This window comes from Mesorhizobium sp. M4A.F.Ca.ET.090.04.2.1 (assembly GCF_003999085.1).
In the GTDB taxonomy this organism is placed as follows: Bacteria; Pseudomonadota; Alphaproteobacteria; order Rhizobiales; family Rhizobiaceae; genus Mesorhizobium.
Genome location: NZ_RZOT01000451.1, coordinates 1 through 5,110, shown reverse-complemented (window position 1 = coordinate 5,110; position 5,110 = coordinate 1). Strand labels below are relative to the sequence as shown.

Below are 5,110 nucleotides of genomic sequence, written 5' to 3'. Positions count from 1 at the left end.
TGCTGGAACCGTCTTTTTCGGCTGGCTTGCGGTTTTGAGGCTGGCCATGATGCGAAGTCCCTCCCGTCACATGCTTTTGCGATTATGGTAGCAGATGACCGCCATTTGGCGACAAAGGTTTGACGGCTTGCAAAGATTCTTCGGGATTTTGATCGCAAATCGGCAGCGAATGAGAAGGACGAGCCCAATGAGCGCCAGGAAGACCGCCAAAACCACCGGCAAGATCACCGCGCTCGACCTCGCCCAGGCTGAACTCAGCGAGGCGACGAAAGCCTATTTCGTCAAATGCGAGGAAAAGCTCGGCCTGGTGCCCAATGTGCTGAAAGCCTATGCCTTCGACGAGAAGAAGCTGCGCGCCTTCACCGACATGTACAACGATTTGATGCTGGGCGAGTCCGGCCTGTCGAAGCTGGAGCGCGAGATGATCGCCGTCGTCGTCTCCTCGATCAACCATTGCTACTATTGCCTGACCGCGCATGGCGCGGCGGTGCGCCAGCTTTCGGGCGATCCTTCCCTCGGCGAGATGACGGCGATGAATTTCCGCGCCGCCGACCTCTCACCCAAGCAGACCGCGATGCTCGAATTCGCCGTCAAGCTGACGGAGGAACCGGCGAAGATCATCGAGGCGGACCGCGCCGCCTTGCGCAAGGCCGGCTTTTCCGACCGCGACATCTGGGACATCGCCTCGACCGCCGCCTTCTTCAACATGTCGAACCGCGTGGCCGCGGCCGTCGACATGCGACCGAACGATGAATACCACGCCATGGCAAGATAGCCGGGCTGGTCACCTCAGTTATTGGCATCGCGCATTCGCATTGCTTCTTCGCTGTTTTGGTCCGATGATCAACGATTGCGGCATAGCCGCATGTCGCTAGCGGCACGGCCGCATGCCGGTTCGCTGCCGCCGATCAAGGGAGGAGAACATGGCGAAGTTTCTCTATGTCTATCACGGCTCCGGCAAGATGCCGACCGACGAAGCCGAGCGGAAGGCGGCGATGGATGCCTGGAACGGCTGGTACGGCAAGCTCGGCTCGGCCGTGGTCGACGGCGGCAATCCGGTCGGCATGTCGAAAACGGTGCTGCCCAGCGGCAAGGTCGAGAACAATGGCGGCAGCAATCCGACCGCCGGCTACACCGTCGTCGAAGCCAGGGATATCGACGATGCCGTCGCCAAAGCCAAGGATTGCCCGATCCTGATGAATCCCGCCTTCAGCGTCGAGATCGCGCCTATCATCGAGATGATGTAGCCGTTCAGGAACGGGCAGCGATGGCCGCGGCGGCCCCTGCCATGGTGGTGGCGCTGACGCGGTTGGCGATCTTCATCGCCCGCTTGCTCTTCAGAAGCTTGCGCGCCTGCGCGGCGGCGAGCACCCAGGCAAGATCGATGGCGACCAGGACCACCGCCATGGTCGCCGTCAGCTCCATCCAGCCGACGACGCTGACCGAGGCGAGATCGATGATAGTCGGCAGCAGCGCCCGGTAGAACATCATGATCTTGGGGTTGCCTAATGTCACCGCCATGCCGGCGAAGAACAGTTTTGCCGGCGAATCCTCGCGCGGCATCTCGCCTTCCTTTGCCTCGACGGGTGCGGTCCACATCTTCCACGCCAGATAGGCGAGATAGGCGACGCCCGCCCATTTCACGGCGACGAAGGCGAGATGAAAGGTCTGCGCCACCACGGCCAGCCCGAACACTGCCAGCGACAGCCAGATGCCCTCGCCGATCCACATGGCGAGCAGGAATGGGAACACGTCGCGAAAACCCTTCGCGATCACCCTTGCGACAAGGGCGGCGATCGACGGGCCGGGCGAACCGGCGGCCACGAAAAGCGCGGCAGCGAAGATCAGCAGCGAGGTGATATGCATGGCCAAAATCTCCGATCGAGGTTTGGCCGCCAATCTAGCCAGCAACGGCAGCATTGGCAAAGAACAAGCAATCGCTTCGGTCGGGCGGGGCGCCGATCTCGACAATTGCCGCCTTGCCGTTCCCGTCGGCCGCGGCTAGAAGAGCCGCCCCGACATTCATTTCGAGCTTCACTTTGCCTCAGTAACCGCCGGTCTCGTCAACTCTCCTGAAAACACAGGGCGCTGCAGTTGCGGCGTCCCGATCATTTCATGTGTTCCTCAGGCGGCGGTTCGAGACCGGTTTGGCATTGCTGAACCTGTCGCGCGCTGCGCGACGCCTGATTTCCTTAAAGCCGCAGCTCTCCAGCCACGCCGTGCCCGCCCGGGCAACTCGACATCGCCGACCTGGCGAACTTCCCGACGGGAAGGGCTTTCGGCATGTCCGGACTTTTGCGTATCCGCTGGGCGATCGCGCCCGAAATCGCGCCTCGACCTCTCATCAACTGCAATCGCTGCCGCGGCCTCAGGCCGTATCGATCGAGCGGCAAGTTCCGCGTCAACGCCAACGGCAAGCGCATCGACGCCTGGCTGATCTACCGCTGCGTCGACTGCGACAATTCCTGGAATTTCGCCATTTTCGAGCGCCGCAGCCGCCACGACATCGAGCCGGCGCTGCTTGCGGCACTCGAAAGCAACGACCCGGCGCTGGCCCGGCGTCATGCCTTCGATGCCGCCGTACTGAGGAGCCACGTCGGACGCATCGAGGAGTTCCCAGACGTCGCCATTGAAAGGTATGTGCTGGAACGCCGGCCGGAACATACGACCGTGCTGGACCTGCGGCTCACTCTGGAAATGCCTGTGCCCTTGCGGCTCGACCGGTTGCTGGCTGGCGAACTCGGCGTCTCGCGCTCGCGGCTTCAGGCCTGGGAGGAGCGGCGGCAGCTTTGCGTCGAGCTTGATGGCGCCAGGGCGCTGCGCAGGCCGCCGCGCGACGGCATGGCCATCCGTATCGATCTGAGCGACGAACCGGATCGCGACACCATCGTCGCCGCTGCCGGCGCGTGAAACGAAAAAGGGAGGGAGCAGTGCTCCCTCCCTCGATGATTGCTCAGGCGAAGACCTTACGCCGCGCCGACCGCCTTGGCCGACTTCTCGAAACGCTTACGTTCGTTCGGGTCGAGATAGAGCTTGCGCAGCCGGATCGTCTTCGGCGTTACCTCGACCAGCTCGTCGTCCTGGATCCAGGCCAGCGCGCGCTCCAGCGTCATGCGGATCGGCGGGGTCAGCTTCACCGCCTCGTCCTTGCCGGCGGCGCGGATGTTGGTGAGCTTCTTGCCTTTCAAAACATTGACCTCGAGGTCGTTGTCGCGGCTGTGGATGCCGATGATCATGCCCTGATAGACCCTGACGCCGGGATCGATGACCATCGGGCCGCGGTCTTCCAGGTTCCACATCGCATAGGCGACCGACTCGCCCTGCTCGTTGGAGATCAGCACGCCATTGGTGCGGCCGGGCAGTTCGCCCTTGTAGGGCTCATAGGCATGGAACAGCCGGTTCATCACGGCGGTGCCGCGCGTGTCGGTCAAGAGCTCCGACTGGTAGCCGATCAGGCCGCGTGTCGGGGCATGGAAGACCAGGCGCTGGCGGTTGCCGCCGGACGGGCGCAGCTCGACCATCTCGGCCTTGCGCTCCGACATCTTCTGCACGACGACGCCGGCATGCTCCTCGTCGACGTCGATGACGACCTCCTCGACCGGCTCCAGCAGCTCGCCGTTCTCGCCCTTCTGCATGACGACGCGCGGCCGCGACACGGCGATCTCGAAGCCTTCGCGGCGCATCGTCTCGATCAGCACCGCAAGCTGCAATTCGCCACGGCCGGAGACGAAGAAGGAATCCTTTTCCGGCGATTCCTCGATCTTCAGCGCGACATTGCCCTCGGCTTCGCGCAGCAGGCGGTCGCGGATGACGCGGCTGGTCACCTTGTCGCCCTCGGTGCCGGCGAGCGGGCTGTCATTGACGAGGAAGGACATGGTCACCGTCGGCGGATCGATCGGCTGCGCATGCAGCGGCTCGGTCACCGTCGGGTCGCAGAACGTGTCGGCGACGGTGCCCTTCGACAGGCCGGCGATGGCGACGATGTCGCCCGCCTGGGCTTCTTCGATCGGCTGGCGCTCGAGGCCGCGGAAGGCGAGAATCTTGGAGACACGGCCGGTCTCGATCTGGGTGCCGTCATGGTGCAGCACCTTGACCGCCTGATTGGCCTTCAGCGAGCCCGACTCGATGCGGCCGGTGATGATGCGGCCGAGGAAGGGATTGGCTTCCAGGATGGTGCCGATCATGCGGAACGGGCCGGGATGCACCGTCGGCGCCGGCACGTGCTTGACGACGAGATCGAACAGCGGCGCCAGGCCCTGATCCTTCGGGCCTTCGGGGTTTTCCGAGACCCAGCCGTCGCGGCCCGAACCGTACAGGATCGGGAAGTCGAGCTGCTCGTCGGTGGCGTCGAGCGCGGCGAAGAGATCGAACACCTCGTTGACCACCTCGACGTGGCGGGCGTCCGGGCGATCGATCTTGTTGATGACGACGATCGGCTTCAGGCCGACCTTGAGCGCCTTGCCGACGACGAACTTGGTCTGCGGCATCGGCCCTTCGGCGGCATCGACCAGCACGATCGCCGAATCCACCATAGACAGGATGCGCTCGACCTCGCCGCCGAAATCGGCGTGGCCGGGCGTGTCGACGATGTTGATGCGGGTGCCATGCCAGTCGACCGAAGTCGCCTTGGCCAGGATGGTGATGCCGCGTTCCTTTTCGAGGTCGTTGGAATCCATGGCGCGCTCGGCGACGCGCTGGTTGTCGCGGAAGGCGCCGGACTGTTTCAAGAGCTGGTCGACGAGGGTGGTTTTTCCATGGTCGACGTGCGCGATGATCGCGATATTGCGGAGGTTCATGTGTCTGGTCTCGGGAGCGTTGCGGGCAGCAGGCCCAGAGGCGCCGCCTTTTTCGGTTGCGCGGCTCATACAGGGTTTTTCGCATTTGCGAAAGGGGAGGCTCGTACCCAAATATGTGGTTACCAATTGTTAAGCGTCTTTGCGTCAAATGTATCAATTCACCAGGGCGGAACCTTTCGGGGTCCAGGCAGTTCGATTCCCATGACCGATCAACTCACCAGATTGCGTCCAACCGTGGCATGGGCAACGCTTGCCGTTCTGCTGGCGGTTGGCGGGGCGCAGTCCGCCGCGACGCTCCAGGGGAATCCGGCTTT

General features: G+C 63.4%; 5 protein-coding genes. 3 read left to right on the top strand and 2 right to left on the bottom strand.

Annotated elements, in window-relative coordinates:
• The first annotated feature begins 187 nt into the window (after positions 1-187).
• Together EN781_RS25365 and EN781_RS25360 are read left to right on the top strand one after the other, a co-directional pair.
• Entirely contained in the window at positions 188-775 is a 588-nt protein-coding gene (locus EN781_RS25365; RefSeq protein WP_126057577.1) for a peroxidase-related enzyme, read from the top strand.
• 148 nt (positions 776-923) lie between these two features.
• Positions 924-1,247: a YciI family protein gene (locus EN781_RS25360; protein ID WP_126057576.1), complete on the top strand. Its 324-nt coding sequence runs from the start codon at positions 924-926 to the stop codon at positions 1,245-1,247.
• Between the two features lie 4 nt (positions 1,248-1,251).
• On the opposite strand, the gene EN781_RS25355 is transcribed toward EN781_RS25360, so the two are convergent.
• On the bottom strand, positions 1,252-1,866 hold the full coding sequence (locus tag EN781_RS25355; RefSeq protein WP_127400439.1) for a LysE family translocator: 615 nt from the start codon (positions 1,864-1,866) through the stop codon (positions 1,252-1,254).
• 417 nt (positions 1,867-2,283) lie between these two features.
• Between EN781_RS25355 and EN781_RS25350 the strand changes: the two genes are divergently transcribed.
• Entirely contained in the window at positions 2,284-2,910 is a 627-nt protein-coding gene (locus EN781_RS25350) for a DUF1062 domain-containing protein (RefSeq protein ID WP_126057574.1), read from the top strand.
• 56 nt (positions 2,911-2,966) lie between these two features.
• Here the strand turns inward: EN781_RS25350 and typA are convergent, their stop codons facing one another.
• Positions 2,967-4,796: a translational GTPase TypA gene (typA, locus tag EN781_RS25345; RefSeq protein ID WP_126057573.1), complete on the bottom strand. Its 1,830-nt coding sequence runs from the start codon at positions 4,794-4,796 to the stop codon at positions 2,967-2,969.
• Positions 4,797-5,110: the final 314 nt, after the last annotated feature.

Bases quoted from the DNA above. Each gene is read 5' to 3' on its own strand.
- EN781_RS25365 (WP_126057577.1), top strand. From the start codon at position 188: ATGAGCGCCAGGAAGACCGCCAAAACCACCGGCAAGATCACCGCGCTC.
- EN781_RS25360 (WP_126057576.1), top strand. From the start codon at position 924: ATGGCGAAGTTTCTCTATGTCTATCACGGCTCCGGCAAGATGCCGACC.
- EN781_RS25355 (WP_127400439.1), bottom strand. From the start codon at position 1,866: ATGCATATCACCTCGCTGCTGATCTTCGCTGCCGCGCTTTTCGTGGCC.
- EN781_RS25350 (WP_126057574.1), top strand. From the start codon at position 2,284: ATGTCCGGACTTTTGCGTATCCGCTGGGCGATCGCGCCCGAAATCGCG.
- typA (WP_126057573.1), bottom strand. From the start codon at position 4,796: ATGAACCTCCGCAATATCGCGATCATCGCGCACGTCGACCATGGAAAA.